The 17684-nt window shown below is 71.4% G+C and carries 20 protein-coding genes; 11 read left to right on the forward strand and 9 right to left on the reverse strand.

The window, feature by feature from the left end:
- The first annotated feature begins 43 nt into the window (after nt 1–43).
- Nucleotides 44–922, forward strand: coding sequence for a serine protease (locus ABZ845_RS18515; RefSeq protein ID WP_360980456.1), 879 nt, complete (start codon nt 44–46; stop codon nt 920–922).
- A 71-nt stretch (nt 923–993) separates the two neighbouring features.
- Here the strand turns inward: ABZ845_RS18515 and ABZ845_RS18520 are convergent, their stop codons facing one another.
- Nucleotides 994–2604: a D-aminoacylase gene (locus ABZ845_RS18520; protein WP_360980459.1), complete on the reverse strand. Its 1611-nt coding sequence runs from the start codon at nt 2602–2604 to the stop codon at nt 994–996.
- Between the two features lie 178 nt (nt 2605–2782).
- Here ABZ845_RS18520 and ABZ845_RS18525 point away from each other — a divergent pair, with 178 nt between their 5' ends.
- The gene (locus ABZ845_RS18525; RefSeq protein ID WP_360980462.1) at nt 2783–3625 is read left to right on the forward strand and encodes an HAD-IB family hydrolase; all 843 of its coding nucleotides are present in this window, start codon (nt 2783–2785) and stop codon (nt 3623–3625) included.
- Nucleotides 3626–3698: 73 nt separating this feature from the next.
- On the opposite strand, the gene ABZ845_RS18530 is transcribed toward ABZ845_RS18525, so the two are convergent.
- The 5 genes from ABZ845_RS18530 to ABZ845_RS18550 form a co-directional block, all read right to left on the reverse strand.
- Nucleotides 3699–3893 carry a hypothetical protein gene (locus ABZ845_RS18530; protein WP_360980465.1) on the reverse strand — a complete coding sequence of 65 codons (195 nt, stop codon included), beginning with the start codon at nt 3891–3893 and terminating at the stop codon, nt 3699–3701.
- A gap of 182 nt (nt 3894–4075) precedes the next feature.
- On the reverse strand, nt 4076–5179 hold the full coding sequence (locus ABZ845_RS18535) for a ketoacyl-ACP synthase III (protein ID WP_360980468.1): 1104 nt from the start codon (nt 5177–5179) through the stop codon (nt 4076–4078).
- 60 nt (nt 5180–5239) lie between these two features.
- Nucleotides 5240–6133 carry a hypothetical protein gene (locus tag ABZ845_RS18540; RefSeq protein WP_360980471.1) on the reverse strand — a complete coding sequence of 298 codons (894 nt, stop codon included), beginning with the start codon at nt 6131–6133 and terminating at the stop codon, nt 5240–5242.
- Between the two features lie 104 nt (nt 6134–6237).
- On the reverse strand, nt 6238–6867 hold the full coding sequence (locus ABZ845_RS18545) for a hypothetical protein (protein WP_360980474.1): 630 nt from the start codon (nt 6865–6867) through the stop codon (nt 6238–6240).
- A 114-nt stretch (nt 6868–6981) separates the two neighbouring features.
- A complete protein-coding gene (locus tag ABZ845_RS18550; RefSeq protein ID WP_360980477.1) occupies nt 6982–7797 on the reverse strand; it encodes an AfsA-related hotdog domain-containing protein in 816 nt (271 codons plus the stop codon).
- 227 nt (nt 7798–8024) lie between these two features.
- Between ABZ845_RS18550 and ABZ845_RS18555 the strand changes: the two genes are divergently transcribed.
- From ABZ845_RS18555 to ABZ845_RS18585, 7 genes are all read left to right on the forward strand, one after another.
- Nucleotides 8025–8627, forward strand: coding sequence for a TetR/AcrR family transcriptional regulator (locus ABZ845_RS18555; RefSeq protein WP_360980480.1), 603 nt, complete (start codon nt 8025–8027; stop codon nt 8625–8627).
- 239 nt (nt 8628–8866) lie between these two features.
- A complete protein-coding gene (locus tag ABZ845_RS18560; protein WP_360980483.1) occupies nt 8867–9661 on the forward strand; it encodes an SDR family oxidoreductase in 795 nt (264 codons plus the stop codon).
- A 116-nt stretch (nt 9662–9777) separates the two neighbouring features.
- Nucleotides 9778–10008, forward strand: coding sequence for a tautomerase family protein (locus ABZ845_RS18565; protein WP_360980486.1), 231 nt, complete (start codon nt 9778–9780; stop codon nt 10006–10008).
- Nucleotides 10009–10066: 58 nt separating this feature from the next.
- The gene (locus ABZ845_RS18570) at nt 10067–11497 is read left to right on the forward strand and encodes an MFS transporter (RefSeq protein WP_360980489.1); all 1431 of its coding nucleotides are present in this window, start codon (nt 10067–10069) and stop codon (nt 11495–11497) included.
- A 167-nt stretch (nt 11498–11664) separates the two neighbouring features.
- On the forward strand, nt 11665–11955 hold the full coding sequence (locus tag ABZ845_RS18575; RefSeq protein ID WP_360980494.1) for a hypothetical protein: 291 nt from the start codon (nt 11665–11667) through the stop codon (nt 11953–11955).
- Entirely contained in the window at nt 11952–12179 is a 228-nt protein-coding gene (locus ABZ845_RS18580) for an acyl-CoA carboxylase subunit epsilon (protein WP_360980497.1), read from the forward strand. The genes ABZ845_RS18575 and ABZ845_RS18580 overlap by 4 nt, the downstream gene beginning before the upstream one ends.
- The gene (locus tag ABZ845_RS18585; protein ID WP_360980500.1) at nt 12170–12610 is read left to right on the forward strand and encodes a MerR family transcriptional regulator; all 441 of its coding nucleotides are present in this window, start codon (nt 12170–12172) and stop codon (nt 12608–12610) included. The genes ABZ845_RS18580 and ABZ845_RS18585 overlap by 10 nt, the downstream gene beginning before the upstream one ends.
- Here the strand turns inward: ABZ845_RS18585 and ABZ845_RS18590 are convergent.
- A complete protein-coding gene (locus tag ABZ845_RS18590; RefSeq protein WP_360980503.1) occupies nt 12568–13701 on the reverse strand; it encodes an acyl-CoA dehydrogenase family protein in 1134 nt (377 codons plus the stop codon). The genes ABZ845_RS18585 and ABZ845_RS18590 overlap by 43 nt on opposite strands.
- 103 nt (nt 13702–13804) lie before the next feature.
- Between ABZ845_RS18590 and ABZ845_RS18595 the strand changes: the two genes are divergently transcribed.
- A complete protein-coding gene (locus ABZ845_RS18595; protein WP_360980506.1) occupies nt 13805–14407 on the forward strand; it encodes a TetR/AcrR family transcriptional regulator in 603 nt (200 codons plus the stop codon).
- Here the strand turns inward: ABZ845_RS18595 and ABZ845_RS18600 are convergent.
- Nucleotides 14377–15465 carry a ScbA/BarX family gamma-butyrolactone biosynthesis protein gene (locus ABZ845_RS18600; RefSeq protein ID WP_360980509.1) on the reverse strand — a complete coding sequence of 363 codons (1089 nt, stop codon included), beginning with the start codon at nt 15463–15465 and terminating at the stop codon, nt 14377–14379. The genes ABZ845_RS18595 and ABZ845_RS18600 overlap by 31 nt on opposite strands.
- A gap of 108 nt (nt 15466–15573) precedes the next feature.
- Here ABZ845_RS18600 and ABZ845_RS18605 point away from each other — a divergent pair, with 108 nt between their 5' ends.
- Nucleotides 15574–16272 carry a ScbR family autoregulator-binding transcription factor gene (locus ABZ845_RS18605; RefSeq protein WP_360980512.1) on the forward strand — a complete coding sequence of 233 codons (699 nt, stop codon included), beginning with the start codon at nt 15574–15576 and terminating at the stop codon, nt 16270–16272.
- Nucleotides 16273–16303: 31 nt separating this feature from the next.
- Here ABZ845_RS18605 and ABZ845_RS18610 read toward each other — a convergent pair whose 3' ends face one another.
- The gene (locus ABZ845_RS18610; RefSeq protein WP_360980515.1) at nt 16304–17584 is read right to left on the reverse strand and encodes an amino acid deaminase; all 1281 of its coding nucleotides are present in this window, start codon (nt 17582–17584) and stop codon (nt 16304–16306) included.
- Nucleotides 17585–17684 lie beyond the last annotated feature (100 nt).

Genomic DNA, 17684 nt, shown 5'->3' on the forward strand with positions numbered 1-17684 from the left:
CGGCCGACCACGTCATCGCAAGCCCATCAAGAGGGGACCCCACATGAGAAAGCCTCTTGTTGCCGCGCTCTTCGCTCTGGCGGTAGCCGGAGCCGGAGCCGCGCCGGCGGTCGCGGAACCCCAGTCCGAGGCCACGGCACACACGGCGAGTGCGACAGCCAAGGCGAGCACCGGGACGCCTGCCGTCAAGGCCGTCGACTTCGCGGGCACCGTCTCGCTCAGCAACTGCTCCGGCTCCGTCATCCGCTTCCCGAAGTCGGCGGACGGCGACCCGGCGCTCGTGCTCACCAACGGCCACTGCCTGGAGACCGGCTTCCCGGACCCCGGCGAGGTCATCACCGGCCAGTCCTCGAGCCGCTCCTTCGGCCTGCTGAACTCCTCGGGCAGCAGGGTCGCCACGCTCCGCGCCAACAAGGTCGTGTACTCCACGATGACCGACACGGACATCACGATCTACCAGCTCACCCGCACCTACGCGCAGATCAAGAGCTCCTACGGGATCAGCGCGCTCACCGTGTCCGACACGCACCCGGTCGCCGGGACCGCCATCAAGGTCGTCTCGGGCTACTGGAAGAGGACCTACAGCTGCAACATCGACGGGTTCGTCTACCGCCTCAAGGAAGGCGACTGGACCTGGAAGGACTCGGTCCGCTACACCTCCGCCTGCAACACCATCGGCGGAACCTCCGGGTCGCCCGTCATCGACACCGGCACCGGCAAGGTCGTCGCCGTCAACAACACCGGCAACGAGAACGGCGAGCGGTGCACGGTGGACAACCCCTGTGAGGTCGACCAGAACGGCAATGTGACCATCCACGAGGGCATCAACTACGCCGAGGAGACCTATCTGATCCCGGCGTGCTTCGCCGGCGGCAACACGCTCGACCTCAACGCGAGCGGGTGCACCCTGCCCAAGCCGTGACACGCGTGACACGGCTTGGGCCATGACACGGCGCGGGCCGTGAACGGCCGTGATGGCTCGACGGCGGGCGGTCACAGGGGAGTCCTGCGGACCGCCCGCCCCGCCAGCACATCCGTCCGCAGTCCGTCCTCGATCACGAAACGGCCGTCCACCAGGACGTGCGGGATGCCCCTCGGAAGGGCGCGCGGCCGCTCGGAGCCGGCTCCCGCGGCGACCGTGACCGGGTCGAACAGGACCAGGTCGGCGCGGTACCCCTCGCGGACCAGACCGCGGTCCGGCAGCCGCAGCCGGGCGGCCGGGCGGGACGTGAGATGGGCGACGCAGTCCTCCAGCGACAGCACCCCCAACTCCCTGACGTACCGGCCGAGATAGTGCGGAAAAGTGCCGTACGCGCGAGGATGCGGCTTCGCGCCCTGGAGGATGCCGTCCGAGCCGCCGGTGTGGGCCGGGTGCCGCATGATCGTCCGCACGTTCTCCTCAATGCCCACGTGCTGGAGGACCGCCGGGCCCAACCGGTCCTCGATCAGCAGCCGCCGCACCGTCGTCCACGGGGCCTCGCCGCGCAGCTCCGCCGCCCCGCGCACGGTCCGGCCGACGTACGACGCCAGCGCCGGGTCGCTCACCCCCGAGATCTCCACGGTGTCCCAGTCGACGGGCACGCCGTGGCAGCCCTCGGAGCCGACGGCCTCCATATGGTGCCGGATGCGCTCGGCCGTGGCGTCGTCGGCGAGCCGCGCGAGGGTCTCCTCGGGGCCGCCCTCGCTCGCCCAGCCTGGCAGCAGCGCGGCCAGCGTCGTACAGCTCGCGGTGTAGGGGTATGCGTCCAGGGTGATGTCCGCGCCCGCCGCCAGCGCGGCGTCGAGCAGGGACAGCAGTTCGGGAGCGCGGCCCTCGTTCACGCCGAAGTTCAAGGTGGCGTGCGCGAGATGCAGCGGGCATCCCGCCTCACGGGCCAGGGCCACCATCTCCTCGTACGCCTCCAGGGCCCCCGCCCCGTAGGAGCGGTGGTGCGGGCAGTAGTAGCCGCCGTAGGAGGCCACCACCCGGCACAGTTCGGTGAGTTCCTCGTTCGTGGCGTACATGCCGGGCGCGTAGGTGAGCCCGGAGGACATGCCGACCGCGCCCTGCTCCATGCCCTCCGCCACCAGCTGCCGCATCCGCTCCAGCTCCCGGGGCGTCGCCTCCCGGTCCTCCCAGCCGACGGCCAGCATCCGGACCGTGCCCTGCGGGACGAGATACGCGGCATTGACCGCGATGCCTTCGTCCAGGCGGTCCAGGTACTCGCCCACGGAGCGCCAGGTGAAGTCGATGTCGTCGCCGTACCCGTGCCAGCCGGTGATCGCGCGGCGCACCTCGGCGAGCGTACGGTCGTCCACCGGGGCGTACGACAGCCCGTCCTGCCCGATGACTTCGAGCGTCACACCCTGCGCGGCCTTGGCGCCATGGTCCGGGTCGCGCAGCAGGGCCAGGTCGCTGTGCGCGTGCATGTCGATGAATCCCGGGGAAAGGACGAGGCCCTCGGCGTCCAGCTCGCGACGGGCGTCGGGGCGCTGGCAGCCGGCCGCCGCGGCCTCCTTGACGATCGTGACGATCCTTCCGTGGTCCACGACGACGTCGGCGCGGTAGGAGGGCTCCCCGCTGCCGTCGACGACGTCCGCGTCCCTGATGACGAGCTCGTCCACGCCGGGCCTCCTGATGGCTGGAAGGACTTCGAAGACATCTTCGACCAGCAGGGCGCTTCGGCACATCGAGAACTCCGCTCCACTGCCCCTCCCGGCGACCCTCCTGAAGTGATACCTTCACGAAGGAATGTTTTGGAGTGCGGCGCCAAGCCGGGCTCAGGAGAAGGAGGTTGCGGGAATGACGGTGATGGCAGACATGAGCGCCGGGGCGCCGACCGCCCGCGTACACCAGCCCGCGTATCTGGTCTTCTGCGACGTCGACGAGACACTGATCAACTGCAAGAGCATGTTCGAGTTCCTGCGGTTCCAGCTCGTGCGGCGCTTCGGGGAGGAGGGCGAGGAGCGCTACCGGAGGATCCACGGGGACATCAGAAGGCAGTCCGCCGAGGGGGCGCCCCGCGAGGTCGTCAACCGGTTCTACTACCGTTCCTACGCCGGTGAGAGCGTGGCCGAGATGACCGCCCTCGGGCGGGAGTGGTTCTCCCTCGCCATGGCGGACCCCGGCTTCTTCATCGCGTCCACGGTGGCCGAGCTGGACCGGCACCGGGCCGCAGGCGCCGAGATCGTGCTCGTCTCCGGCTCCTTGCCGCCGTGCCTGGAGCCCGTCGCCCGGCACGTCGGCACCCGTCACGTCCTGTGCACCACCCCGGACGTGGCCGAGGGCCGTTACACCGGCGAGGTGCCGGAACCCGTGATCGGGGAGGGCAAGCGAGCGGCGGTGCTGCGGATGCTCGCCGAGCATCCCGGAGTCAACCCGCTCGACTGCTACGCCTACGGGGATCACCCTTCGGACTTCCCCATGCTCGACTGTGTGGGCCACCCACGGGCCGTCGGCGACGACCCCGTCGTACGAGGCTATTCCGCCCGGCGTGCCGAGCGGGCCGGAGCCGCCGCCCCGGGATCCGGGGCCTCCGGAGCCTTCGCCCTCGGAGCCTCCGGGTGTGCGATCGCCTGCTGGTCCATGGGCCGGGACGAGCACTCCGCGGACTGTTCCGGCCGGTGCAGCCTGCCGCTGGGCTGAACAAGGTCCGCCACGACCGGTGCCGGGGGACGGTGCGGGCCCCGGCCCCCGTCCCCCGACACCGTGTACGGGATCAGTCGATGCTCCGGCAGATGTGCGGCTCCAGTCCTGCGTCGTCCGCGTCGCCCGCAAGACGCAGGACGGGGATCCTCGCCTCCGGCCCGGTGCCGAGCGGATGATGCCGGCGGCCGGCGTGCCGGGCCGAGGTGATGGTGCCGTCGGTGAGGCCATGCGGTCGGCGGCGTGCTGGAGCGGTCGGCGTGCTCATCTCGATTTCTCCTGGGTGCTGGTGCTGGTGCTGGTGCTGGTGCTGGTGCTGGTGCGGTTGCTGGTGGCGGTTGCGTTCTTGTCTCCGGTGGTCGTTCCGGCTTCTCTTCGCCGCGGCGCTCGTCTGCGCCGATGCGCCGGGTGCGCTGGTCGCTGCCGAGGTCCGGCGGGCGCCCGCTCCGGCTACCTGGCCCCCGCCAGCGCGGGCTCCCGTGTCGCGGCCTCCGGGACGAGCGAACCGGTGTGGATCCTGGCCGGGCGGGCATGACGGGTCGGGGCCCAGCGGAACAGGGCCGACCCCACCGACATGCCGCCGCCGAAGGCCGACAGGACGGTGAGATCGCCCTCGGCGAACAGGCCGCGGCGGTGCACCACATCGAGGGTGATCGGCACGGAGGCGGCACCCGTGTTGCCGTGATGGGCCAGGGCGAGATGCATCCGGGCGGTGTCCAGGCCGAGCGCCGGCCAGACCTCGGCCAGCATCACGCCGTTCGCCTGATGCGGGACGAAGTGGCGGACCGCGCGGCCGGGTACACCCGCCCTGACCAGGAGTGCCTGGATCGCGCCCGGCAGGTTTTCGTGCACGAACCCGCGAACGCCGCGCCCGTCCATGGTGAACCAGTGCGCGCCCTCCGCCAGCGTGTCGGCAGACGCGGGGCGCCTGCTCCCGCCGGCCGGCACGCTGATCAGCCGATGCTGGTCGCCGCGCGTGGTCAGGCTGGTGGTGATGCCGCCGGTGCCGGCCGGTACCGGGCCGAGCACGACGGCACCGGCGCCGTCGCCGAACAGGATGGCGCTCTTGCGGTCGGCCGGGTCCAGGATGCGGGAGTAGACGTCCGCGCCGATCACCAGGGCGTAGGGCCCCTGCCCGGCCGGCCGCTCGGGGTCCACCGCGTCCGCGCGCAGCATGCGGTCCGCGGCCGTGAGCGCGAACATGAAGCCGCTGCACACCGAGTTGACGTCGAAGGCCGCGGCGCGACGGGCGCCGATGAGGTCCGTCACGATGGCCGCCGTGGCGGGCTGGGGGTGATCGGGCGTGGAGGTGGCCACGACGATGTACGAGATCTCGTCAGCCGTCAGCCCCGCCTGCTCAAGTGCCCGCAGGGCCGCTCGTGCGGCGAGGTCCGAGGTGGCCTCGTGCGGGGCGGCGCGATGCCGTCGTCGTATGCCGGTCTTGCGTTCGATCCACTCTGCGGTCACCCCTGCCGCCTCGCCGACCTCCGCGTTGCCGACGACCGTGTCGGGCAGATAGGAGCCGGTGGCGATGACGCCGATCGCGGTGTTCATGGTCTCTCCTGGAGTCGGGGTCTCAACTGATCTGTGACGGGAGCCGGCCGGTGACGAACATCAGCCGGCGGAGACTGTCGTGAACTCGCCGAAGCTCGGGCCCCGCAGCTTCAACTGGGCGTGGATGTCGCCGCCGAGGCCGAAGTGGCCGATGGCGCCGCCGTAGTTCTGCTGGTAGCTCATCCAGAGCACCACCACGTTGATCACCCGGTTCGAACCGGGGGTGCCCGGCGCCGGGAAGGGGTTGGGCAGGGTCGCCCGGTAGTGGGCCATGCCGTTGCTGTCGCTGATGAACGCGTTGGGCACGCCCAGTGGGCCGGGGCGGGTCGGGCCCGCCGGGTCCAGGTCGTGCTCGCGCAGCGACATCACCGTGTAGAGGCTGTCCGGGATCAGGCCGGTGAAGGCGAAGGAGAAGTCGGCGCTTCGCCGGTGCTGCGGCAGATGCACCTCCAGCTGGCCGCGCGCCTTGACCCACTGGCCCAGCGTGATCGGCTCACGCACCTTCGGGCCGTCCTCCTCCCGCAGGTCCGGGATGGGGGCGCCGTGCAGCGGATAGCTCGGGCGGCGCACGTCATGCGCGTCGGGGCGCTGTTCCGGGGCGAAGAGCATCGGGTAGTTGTTGCAAGGCAGGGGAAGCGGGAGGGTGTAGAGCTGGACCTGGGCGTCCGGTCCCGTGAGGTCGGTGAGGTCCAGCTCGCGGACGATGTCGTACGGCAGGTTCTGCCCGAGCGGAGGCAGCGGGCTGTCCGGGGAGACCACCGAGCCGCCCCACGCGGAGACGGTGCTGCCGTCGGGCCCCGAGCGGTTGACGCGGCCGATGACGACGAAGTCGCCGTTCTCGTCCACGATCTCGCTCGGCGGGTACAGCGGCCCCTGCGTGGTGACGCTCAGGTCGTAGGTCCGGGTCATGGGTGCGGCGGCGACGGGTGCGGCGGCCACTGGTGTGAGGGTCATGTCGGGTGCTCCTTCGCCGGGGTACGGCCGATGCGAACGGCCGGCCGCGGGACCTTGCCCGTTGGACAGGTGAACCGCGGCCGGCCGTGGGGTGGACGGTGGGATCAGGCGGCGGTGACGCGCTCGTAGATGCGGGTGTACAGGCCGTTGTCGCCTCCGGTGATGTAGGTGTCCCCGGCTTCGCGGACGATCTGCTGGTAGCGGGGGGAGGTGAAGGCCTCCATGTACGTGGCCGGGTCCGCGTCGAAGCCGGACACGAACATCACGCCGGGCTCGGTGCTGGCCAGCGAGTGGAAGGCCTGGAAGCTCTTGACCTCGTCGGAGGTGCGCACGACGTCGAAGATGGTCTCCTCGCGCCAGGCGCGGTACTGCCGGTAGACGCGCGGAACGACTTCGACGTGGCGCATCTGCACATAGCGAGTGTCGGGAAGGGGGCCGGCGGCCGGCTTGGGCGCCTCGACGAACTGCAGGAACTGGCGGCGGAAGTCGCCCTCGCCCAGCGGGCCGACGGCCTCCCACAGCTTCCACCAGTCGGAGCGCAGCTCCTCCATCCGCTCGAAGCCGTCCAGCGGTGCCAGCTCCAGCACGGAGTTGCTCTCCAGGCCGCGGTAGAGGACGCGGCCCGCGAATCCGGACGCGTCGTTGTGGCGCTGCCATGCCTCGGCGACGGCGTCGATCTGCTCGGGCTTGGCGAACAGCTCGGTGGCGGTGATGAGGGCGGCGGAAGCGGACATGATGGGTCTCCTCGGGTCTTGTGCGGGGGAAGTCGTCTGGATGTGCGCGGGGGGCGTGCTGCGAACGCCGGCGCGGCTCGCGGATGCCGGTGCGGCCGGCGGACGTCGGTGTGCTCAGGCGCCGACGAGCACCGGCTGCCGGCCGGCCGCGGCTCCGGCGGCCGTGGCCGCGGGCGATGCCGTGCGCACCGCGTGTTCGACGGCGAACCGGGCCCGGCGGTGCTCCTTGGCCTCGATGACCGGCGAGTCGAAGGCCGTGTAGGTCACGGTGGTGATCGAGGCGCGGCGGTCGGCCTGGTGGAGGGAGATCTCCGCGACGAAGGAGAGCCGGGCCGGGTCGTCGAGTTCGGCGCGGATCGTGCGGTAGACGATCGTGGCGTCGAGCGGGAAGAGGAAGTTCTCGAAGCCGGTGTTCATCGATTCGATGACGTAGTAGTAGGACCGGTCGAGGTAGCGGGAGGCGTGGTAACGCTCGCTGACCGCGAGGAACATCTGCCGGGCGGCCTCGACGGCGACCATTCCCTGGACGTGCTCCCCGGTCTGGTGGTCGAGGAGCAGCTCGTTGTCGTTGTGGACGCGCAGCGTCGCGGAGAACAGGTCCTCGCCGTCCCGCTCGAGGTCGGCGATGAGGGTGTTGCAGCTCTGGTGCTTGTGGGCCTCGCCCCGGTCGGCCAGGGCCGGCGTCCGCAGGTCGAAGTCCAGCCGCTCGGCGAGGCCGAGGAGCAGGGCCTGATCGCGGACGAGCTCCCACTCGTCGGCGGTGACGCCCTGGCCGGCCCGGACCCGGATCGGCTGGGAGTCCCAGGAGTAGACGCCAAGGCGCATCTCCTCGATGAGCTGTGTGACGGTGAGGACGCCCTCCTGCACGGCGAATCCGGCAAAACGGTCACCGACGACCAGCAGGGTGCGGGGAGTGGCTGTGGCTGACATGTGTATCTCCTTGGCGGGGCGGCCGGAACCCGACGGGGGCCGCGAAACGGGAGGAATGTCGAACAGGAACAGCTGACATACGGGGGCCTGCCGCCTCATCCGTGCCGGTTCTTCCGGGGTGGCGGGGCCGATGGGAAGACCGTAGGCGATGCGGAGGCCCCGGCACAACCATCTAGTTGGTTTTTCTGAACTATCCAGTTGGTTTTGCTGTGGACTAGGCTCGCCCCATGGCTGAGACACCCAAGGGACAGCAGACCCGCGCCAAGCTCCTGGAGGCCGCCGAGGCGGAATTCTCCGAGCATGGCCTCGCGGGTGCCCGCGTGGACCGCATCGCCGAGCGCTCCGGCGTCAACAAGCAGCGGATCTATGCGTACTTCGGCAACAAGGAAGCCTTGTTCGCGGCCGTGATGCACAAGGTGTACGCCCATATGTCCGAGGCGGTCCCCATCCCCACCACCGAGGAGGGGTTGCGCTCCTATGTGGGCGAGGTCTTCGACTATCACCGCCAGTCCGACCTGGTGCGGCTGCTGGCCTGGGAAGGGCTGCACTACCGGGATCGGCCGATCCTGGACGAGAAGGAGCGCGAGGCCTACTACGTCCGCAAGACTGCCGCGCTCAGTCTCGCGCTCGGCGTCGACGACCCCGCCGTGGCGGCCCGCGTCCTCATCGCCCTGATCGGCATCGCGTCCTGGCCGTTCATCGTGCCGCAGCAGCGCCGGCTGATGCTGGGGCCGAGCGGTGAGACGGAGTCGGGCTGGGCGCTGCTGCGGGCCAGCGTCGTCGCGCACGGGCACTCGATCATCGACAACGTGCTGGAGGGGGCTGTCTGAGGGGTCGTCGCATCGCCTGACCGGTAAGGGAGTTCGGGAAGTCCCGGGCTCCCTTTCTGTCGGCCGAAAGCCAAAACCAACTAGATGGTTGCGTCTGCTCGAGAACCCCGCTACCTTCTTCATCACCAGGCCGGACGCGCTCCGCACGGACCACCGGCCTTCTCTGGCCATCTTTCTGACATTCCCTCAACTTGTGGCACAACCATGCCTGTTGAGGCCGACGTGAAAGTGAGGACACCGTGGACAGCACGGCTCCCGCCCCTGTCATCGTCGTCAGCGGCGCCACCGGCGGCATGGGCTCGGCCGTGGCCGAGGAGCTGGCCCGGTCCGGCGCCACCGTCGTCCTGCTCGGCCGTGACGCCGCCCGGCTGGAGCGGACACGGGCCGGGATCGACGGCCGCACCGGCGGCGTCGGCCGGCTGGTCGCCTACGAGACGGACATCAACTCCACCGCCTCGGTCGACGCCACCGTCGCGGCCGTGGTCGCCGGGCACGGCCGCGTCGACGGACTGGTGCACGCGGCCGGGGACGGCCCGCTGGCCCCGCTCGACGAGACGACCGACGACATGTGGCAGACCACCTTCGACGGCAAGCTCATGGGCGCGGTCCGGCTCACCCGGGCGCTGACCGGCCCCATGACCGAGGCCGGCGGTGGCTCGGTCGTGCTGGTCAGCGGTGTCTTCCGCAAGGACCCCGACCCGCTCTTCCCGGTGAACAGCGCGGTCAACGCCGCCCTCGCGGCCTTCGCGAAAGCCGTCTCGAAGGACCTCGGCCGCCGCGGCATCCGGGTCAACGTCCTCGACCCCGGCGCCGTCCGCACCCCGCTGTGGGACGAGATCGCCCAGGCGATCGGCGACCGCACCGGGGCGACCGCCGACGAAGTCACCGCCCAGGTCGCCGCCCAGACCCCGCTCGGCACCATCGCGGACCCGGCCGATGTCGCCCGGCTCGCCGCGTTCCTGCTCTCACCCGCTGCCCTCCATGTCGCGGGCGCCGCGATCACCCTCGACGGCGGAGCCTCGGCCGGCTTGTAGGCCCCGTTCCGCCCGTCGACTCCACGGGGCGCACGCCATCCGGCGTCCTCGTGCCCGCACCCCCGCACCCCCGCAGGTCCTCACCTCTACGCCCGCATGCCCGAAGGAGCTTCGTCATGCCCGTCCTCTCCATGACCACCTGGCCGAACCAGACCGACGAGAAGTGCCAGGAGCTGATCGAGGAGCTGACCGCCACGGTCCACCGCGTCATCGGCGCGCCCCTCGACAAGATCACCGTCTACATCCAGGAGATTCCGCAGAACCGCTGGGGCGAGGGCGGAGTCCTCGGCACGAACCCCGAGTTCGCCGAACTCAGCCGCCGGCGTGCCGCGCCGGCCGATGCCTGACGCGCTGCCCGAGCCGTCCTTCCCCCCACCAACTCGGCCGCTTCCAAGGAGAATTCCCATGGCCATCCTGACCCGGTCCGCGCAGACCGGCCGGCGCCCGGTCGCACCGGCCGGTGAGACGCCCGCCGCGCGGCGCAGCTCCTCCACCACTGTCCTCGCGGCAGCCCTGCTCGCCTTCTTCGTGATCTCACTCGACGGTTCGGTCGTCAACGTCGCCCTGCCGGCCATCTCCCACAGCCTGCGCGGATCGATGGCCGACCTGCAGTGGATCGTGGACGGCTACACCCTGATGTTCGCGGCCTTCATGCTGTCGGCCGGTACGTTCTCGGACCGGATCGGCGCCAGCCGGGCCTACGCCTGGGGGCTCGCCGCCTTCACGGTGGCCTCCCTGGCCTGCGGTGTCGCGCCCAACCTGGGCACGCTGATCGGCGCCCGCATGGTGCAGGGCGGTGCCGCCGCGCTGATGGTGCCCGCCTCGCTCGCGCTGATCCGGCAGACCTACTCCGACCCGGGCAAGCGGGCGCGGGCCATCGCGATCTGGACGGCCGCCGGTTCCGTCGCGGTCGCGGTCGGCCCGGTGGTCGGCGGAATGCTCACCAGCGGGCTGAGCTGGCGGGCGGTGTTCTACCTGAACCTCCCGGTGGGCGCGATCGGCCTCGCCCTGCTGACCCGGATCTCTCCCTCGCCCCGCCGTACGGCCCCGGTCGACCTGGTCGGTCAGCTGTCGGTCGTGGTCTCCCTGGCAAGTCTGACCTACGCCGTGATCGAGGGCGGACGCGAGGGCTGGTGGAGCGCGGGTGTGCTGGGCACGCTGGCGCTGTCGGCGGTGGCCACGGTGGTCTTCGTGGTGACGCAGTCGCGGCGCGAGCACCCCATGGTGCCGCTGAGCATCTTCAGGTCCCGCACGGTACTGGTCTGCCTGGCGGCGGGCTTCACCATCAACGCGGTCTTCTACGGGGCCATCTTCGTGCTCGGCATGTACTTCCAGCAGGTGCGCGGTGCCTCTCCGGTCAGCACGGGCGCGATGTTCATCCCGATGTGCGCGCTGATCTCCATCGTCAATATGGCGGGCGTCAAACTGGGGGCGCGCAAGGGCGCCTGGGTGCCGATGACCATCGGGCAGCTCGTCATGACCGCGGGTTCGCTGCTGATGCTCACGGTCACTTCCCACACCTCGTACCTGATCCCGGTGCTGCTGCTGGTCCCGATCGGCCTGGGCGGCGGGTTCGCGGTGCCGTCGCTGACGGCGGCGATCCTGGAGAGCATCGACGGCGAGCGGGCCGGCACGGCGGCCGCGGTGCTCAACACATTCCGCCAGGTCGGCAGTTGCCTCGCGGTGGCGGCCTTCGGCGCGCTGATCGCGGACACCTCGCACTTCCAGCAGGGCTTCGACACCAGCTTCGTGATCGGCGTCGCGATGCTGCTGACGACGGCCGTGGCCACGGCAGTCCTGCTGTCCCGCCCGAAGCGGTCCGGCGGCAAGGCCTGAACTCTCCGCGGGAATTCCGGTTCCCGGGCTCCCCTCGCCGACCGCTCGGCCACCGTACGAAGACCCCGGCCCGGGATCGTTCCCGGGACCGGGGTCTTCGCATGCGCTCAGGCAAAGTGAAGATAAAATACCTTCACGAAGGAATGTAAATGCTCCATGATGGACGCATGCCCGTCATGGAGGACCGCACCGCACCGCACCGCCCCACCGAAACCACCCGCTCCCGGCTCGCCGGACTCCGGCTGTTAAGGGAACTCGCGCAAGAGGGCCCCGCCCCCGGCGCGACCGCCCGGCAGCACGCGCGCGGGGAGTTCACCGCCCGCGAGCGCATCGAACTCCCACTGGATCCGGGGGCGTTCGGCTGCGCCCTCGGCGAGGCGCACACCCCCGCGCTCATACGCTCGCCCGCCGAGCACCGCGACCTGCCGTCCCGCGAGCACGGGAACCGGCCGGTATGAGCGACGAGGCCGAGGTGTGCGTCCTGCGCGTGCTGCGCGGCGCTCCGAGCCCGGAGGAAATGGCCGCGGCCACCGCCGTACTGATGGAGCTGGCCCGGCGGACGCCTCCCGCGCGGGAGCCCGCGCCCTCCCGGGCCGCACCCACCTGGCACCGCCCCGCCCTGACCGCGCACCGCGCCCCCGCATCGTGGTGCCACCGACCCGGAGGAACACCATGCCCGTGATCCAGGCCCCGCAGGCCACGAGCCACGACAACCGCCCCACCGCCCACGCCGCCACCTACTCTCTGGCGGAGGTGGTCCGCATCAGCGGCCTCGACGAGGAGACACTGCGCTGGTACGAGGACCAGGGCCTGATCGAGGGTGTGCAGGAGGACCCGTACGGTGGCCGCGCCTACGGCCCGGTGCACCTGCGCTGGCTCGAATTCCTCGAGCACCTGCGCAGTACAGGGATGCCGCAGGACCGCATGGGCCGCTACGTCGAGCTGTACCGGGCGGGCGACTCGACCCTCGCCGCCCGCCGCGGGCTCCTCGAGGCGCACCGGGAAACGCTGCGCGACCGGTCCCGGGAGTTCGGCGCCACGCTGCGCTACCTCGACTGGAAGATCGGCTTCTACCTGGAGCGGGAAGCGGTACTTCTGCGGGCCGCCGCGTGAGCGCCGAGCGCGGTCGAGGCGTAGGCGGCGGCCACCGGCTCCAGGCGCAGCACACCGTGCGAGGCGGTGGTGTGCACATCCCGCCACAGCCGGTTGAGGTCGCCGCCGCCGTCGCGGACATGGGCGCCGCCGGTGCGGAAGAGGCGGTCCACCGCGTCGGCGAGCAGCCCGGCCGCCACGGCCGCGTCCCGCTGGTTGCCGGTGATGAGGGCCGAGGTGACCGGCTCGGTGTCGGCGCGGCGGGCCGCACGCTCCAGCAGCAGGCCGGCCGCGTCGATGTGCGCCGAGGTCACCGCGAGGGTCTCGCGCACCGCCGCGCTGTCATGGTTGGGGCGCCCGCTGCCTGGCGCCGTCGCCGCGGCCCAGCGCGACCACACGGCCAGGGCCTGACGGGCGGCGCCCAGCGCCGGGGCGCAGAACATCAGGCCGCCGGCCAGGAGTGCGGGGGCGGTGTGGCAGCGGGCCAGGCCCGGCGCCTCGCCGCCGCGCATCAACGTGGCCTGGGGGAAGGAGCGTTGGTGCGGGACGAAGGCGTCCCGCACCACGGCGGTGTGACTGCCGGTGCCGCGCAGCCCGGTGGCGTCCCAGGTGTCGCTGACGTCCACGGAGCGCGCCGGTACGGCGAACACGCGCACCCGCCCGCCTTCCTCCGCCGGTTCCGGCGCGGCCACCAGCACCCACTGGGCGCTGTCAATTCCGCTGACGCAGGCCCAGGAGCCCGACACCAGCCAGCCGCCCGCGACCGGCCGGGCCGACCCGGCGGGCGGCATGAGCGCGGCGACGATCCGCACGTCGGGGGAGGCGCCCCACAACTCGCGCTGCCCCTCCTCGGGCAACAGCGCCGCATAACGCCCGTGCGCGGCCCAGAGCATGGCGACCCACGCGGCCGATGTGCACGCGCGTCCCATGTCCGCCACCTCGGCGAGCAGGGTCTCGAACCTCCCCTCGGTGCCACCCCATCGGCGCGGCACGAAATGCCGGGCCAGCCCGGTGGAGGCCAGTGCGGCCACGACCTCCCCGGTCAGTCTGCCGTCCCGGTCGGCGGACCGGGCGTTGTCGGCGACCGTGTCCAGAGCGCTGGTTGAGGACATTCTGTGCACATCCTGTTCGGGATCCCGCACCAAAAAAGTGCGTTCAAGAAGGTATTATTTGATTCACCCTGGCCGCCCCCTCACCGATCCGAAGGGACGCACGATGGCGAAGCAGGCGCGCTCGCTCCGCACGCATGAACTTGTCCTCGACGCCGCCGCCGCCGAATTCGTCCGGCACGGCTACCCGCGCGCCAACCTCCAGCACGTGGCGGCCCGCACCGGATTGACCAAGGGCGCGCTGTACGGCCACTTCGCCTCCAAGGAGCACCTGGCCCGGGCGCTGACGGAGCACCTCGACACGGTGATGGCCGAGATCCTCGCGCGCCACCCGGCCACGGACCTCCCGGCGCGCGAGCGGCTGCGCGCACTGTGCCGTGCGCTGGCCGAACGCGTCGAGTCGGACCTGCGGTTCAACGCGGCGCTGCGGCTGGTGCTGGACGAGGCCCCGGCGGCGCCCGAACCCCCCAGGCTTCTGGCGGACCTGCGCGCGCTGGCCGCCGAGGTGGTGGACAGCGCGGAGGCCGGGGGCGTGCTGGAGAGCGCCGTACCGAGCCCGGCCCTGGCCGATCTCGCCACCGTGATCCTGGTGGGCGCCTACTACACGGCGCCCGATCTGGAGCGGCGAGGTCTGGCCGAGCGGGTGAGCGACCTGTGGGACGCCTCCGAGGACGGGGCTCAGGCGACCGAGGAGACGGGAACCCGGTGAGCGGTGCTCGCCGCGGCCGGACCGGCGGCCCCCCACCGGGCCCGGCAGGTGGCCAGCCGGGTGGTTCCCTGCATGGCGTGCAGCGTGAGGCGGATCGTGCCGGCGTTGACGTCGCGCTCGCCCACCACCAGGTCTATGGGCGCGTCCAGTTCACCGAAGGCCAGGCAGTCGACCTCCATGCCGAGCAGGGAGTGCACGGCCCCCGGCGCGGTGTCCCCGGGGTGCAGCAGCAGATGGCCGAGTTGGCGGAAGCCTTCCAGGGTGACCATCAGCGGCACGTGATCGCTGGGGTGGTCGAAGTAGATCGGGTGCTCGACGTCGATGAGCAACTGCCAAGGCGAGTCGGCGCGTTCGCGCACCAGCACGCAGTCCTTGGCGCGCAGTCGGCCCACCGCCGCCGGGTTCGCCCGCTGGAGCGGGCGCGGCGCCGAACCGGTCGTGGCGACGCCGCGCGGCTTGGCCCCCCTGCCGCGCAGCATCGCGTACCGCTTGTCGTCCACGGCGACGACGTGCAGGGCCCCACGGCCGCAGGCCTGGCCGCCCACCGTGAGGACGACCTCCAGACGCATGCCGTAACGATGCGGCGGACGGTTGCCGGTCCATACCCACCGCGCTTCCAGGACCACGGGGACGGGCTCGCCACCTATGCGCAGGGCGCCCGGGTCGGTGATCTCGAACTCGGAGTCCAGGCCGATGAAGCGGTGGTTGAGCGGCACGTCGTAGTAGGCGTGCGCGAGGTAGACCAGGGACTGCCGGATCGTCTCCATGAACAGCAGCGGGTCGCTGGTGCCGTCGCTGCCCGGAGAGTAGAGGGCGTGGTCGCGCGGCCACTGCGCGGCGACCAGGAAGCCGTGCTCACTGATGCGCACGGCATCGGTGAGGAAGACCTCGGCGATGGCGGCGCGGTGCACCATGTGCCGCGGGACGGCGCTCAGATAGCTGAGCTGCGGATGTCCGGGCCGCGCGGATGCCGCGAGGGCCGGTGCGAGGTGCCGTGGACGGAAGGTGTCGACGCGAGAGGTGGCCGCGCCTTGGGAAGTGGCGACAGGCTGATGCATGGTCTGGACCCCCAGTGAATGTATTCACGCAGACAGCAACATCGGCGCGACGGGTTGTGACCGCCGGGCCGCGATTTACAATACATTCCCGAAGGTATATTTCAAGCGATGATCAAGGATGCTGAAGTAGGGATGGACGCCATGGCCGAGGAACGCAGAGCCCCCAGGTCCCGGCCCGACCGGGGCACCGCCCCCCGTGACCGTGACACGGGGCTGAAGCAGGAACGCGCCGTGCGCACCCGCGGCCAGGTCCTCGACGCGGCGGCGGAGGCCTTCGCCGCGAAGGGCTTCCCCGCGGTCACGGTGCAGGACGTGGCCCAGCTGGCCGGGGTGACCAAAGGGGCGGTGTATTTCCACTTCGCCAACAAGGAGGCGCTCGCCCAGGCGGTCGCCGAGGAGTTCTACCACGTGCTCGGGGTCATCGGGCGGGAGGTGGAGGAGGCAGGACTGCCGCCGCTGGAGGCCGTGGCGGAACTGCTGGTGCGGACGGCTGTCGTCTTCCGCGACGACACGATGATCCAGGCGGGCGCCCGGCTGCAGATCGAACGTTCCCTGATCGGTGCCGAGATGCCGACGCCCTATGTGGGCTACACCGAGTCCGTCACGAGGTGGCTCCGCCAGGCCAAGCAGGAGATCCGGTGCCCGGAGGCCACCGCGCGCGTCCTCGTCTCCGCGTTCTTCGGCGCCCAGCACATCTCCTGGATCCTCAACGACCGCGCCGACATCGCGGACCGGGTCCAGGAGATCCTCGGCGCGGTACTGCCGGGGGCGGGCGCCGCGCCCGGCAAGGCCGCGGCGAAGGCCTGAGAGGGCCCGGCGCCTGCCCCGGACGGTCCGGCTAGAAGAACGTACGGACGTAGTCGACCACCGTGCCGTCCGCCTCGGCCACCGGGATCAGCTGCCACTTGTCGAAGGACGTGCAGGGGTGGGACAGGCCGAAGCCGATCCAGTCGCCCACCTCGACGTCCGCCTCGGGGCCGGTGCGCAGCCACAGATGCTGATCGGACAGGGCCGTCACCTCGATCCCGGCCGCCGGACGCTCGGCGCCGTCCCGGCGCACCGTCCGGGCCACGGGGAGATCGAGGTCGTAGGCGGCGTCCCGCTTGCCCGCGTTGACGAACGCCTGGTCCGGCGACGGCCGGGAGATCACCTGGGCCCAGAGCCGGAACGCGGGCTCCAGGGCGCCCTCCTCGGGCACCCGGTTGAACGGGGTCAGCCTGCTGTAGTGGACGTCGTCGTGTGAGACGTACGCGCCGGAACGCAGCAACTTCACAACGGGCAGCGAGAGTCCGGGGATGTCGGCGAAGGCGTCGGCGACCGCGTCGAACCACTCGCTGCCGCCCGCGCTCACGACGATCTCGTCGGCCCCCGAGAACCGCCCCGCCTTGTCGAACTCCACGGCGATGCCGATCATCCGGCGCAGCCACGCACCCACCCGCTCCGGCGAAGCCTGCGGCACCTGGGCCTCGTACCCCGCCACACCCACCAGGCGCAGCGTGTCCGTGCCCGCCACCGCGTCCGCGACCGCGGTGGCGTCCGCCTCCGTGCGCACACCGGTACGGGCGCCCTCGCCCGCGCCCAGCTCCACGACGACCTCCATCGGGCGGGCGGCGGCACCCCGCAGGGCGGCGTCCATCAGCTCCACGCCGCGCACGGAGTCGACGTAGCAGACAAAGCGGAAACCGGGGTCGGCGGCCAGTTCGGCGGCGACCCAGCGCAGGGCCGCGGCTTCGACCAGCTCGTTCGCCAGGAACACCCGCTGGATGCCGAACTGCCGTGCCACACGCACCTGGTGGGGAACCGCGAGGGTGATGCCCCATGCGCCGTGCTCGATCTGGCGATGGAAGAGCTGGGGCGCCATGGAGGTCTTGCCGTGCGGGGCGAAGGCGAGACCGTGGCGGGCCGCGTACGTCTCCATCAGGCCGAGGTTGTGCTGGAGGCGCTCGGCGGAGAGGGCGAGCAGGGGGGTGGTGAAGCCGCCCGTGAAGAGGTTGCGGCGCTGGGCGGCCAGCTCGGCGAGCGTCAGTCCCCCGGCGTCCGGCGGAAGCCCCTTGAAGCGGTGGTCGGCGCGTTCCGCCATGACAGCGGCGAGGCGTTCCGCGGCGGTGGCGGCGTCCATGAGTCCTCCTGGCTGGTGCGTCGCGCCTTGTGCGATGACCGGTGGCCGGGAAGGGCCGGCCGGGTCGGATCGTCCGGGGAAGAAGAAGGGAATATTGGTA

It is taken from the genome of Streptomyces sp. NPDC047022 (assembly GCF_040644155.1).
Taxonomy (GTDB): domain Bacteria; phylum Actinomycetota; class Actinomycetes; order Streptomycetales; family Streptomycetaceae; genus Streptomyces.